General features: G+C 34.4%; 1 pseudogene. It reads right to left on the bottom strand.

What is annotated here, in order from left to right:
• Nucleotides 1-65: 65 nt before the first annotated feature.
• Nucleotides 66-209 (bottom strand): annotated as a pseudogene (locus tag BAU27_RS22590) (IS6 family transposase); the annotation flags it as partial.

Genomic DNA, 209 nt, shown 5'->3' with positions numbered 1-209 from the left:
AAGGTTCTGGTGCAAAGATAAAATGAAAACCAGTAAAACGCATATATTCCTAACAGAATTGTATTTTATGCTACAAGTTCAAACAATTGATGGATGAATTCTTTCTGGTTTTGGACAGACTGGTCCCGTAAATCAATCTGTTCTTTTTTAATCATATGCATAGCCTCTACTCCAGAAAGAATGGATGTAGCTGTGTCAAAGCATTTGAA

Origin of the sequence: Bacillus sp. NH11B (assembly GCF_001884205.1) — a bacterium.
Classification (GTDB): domain Bacteria; phylum Bacillota; class Bacilli; order Bacillales; family Bacillaceae_G; genus Bacillus_A; species Bacillus_A proteolyticus.
This window is presented reverse-complemented; position numbering and strand designations above follow the sequence as displayed.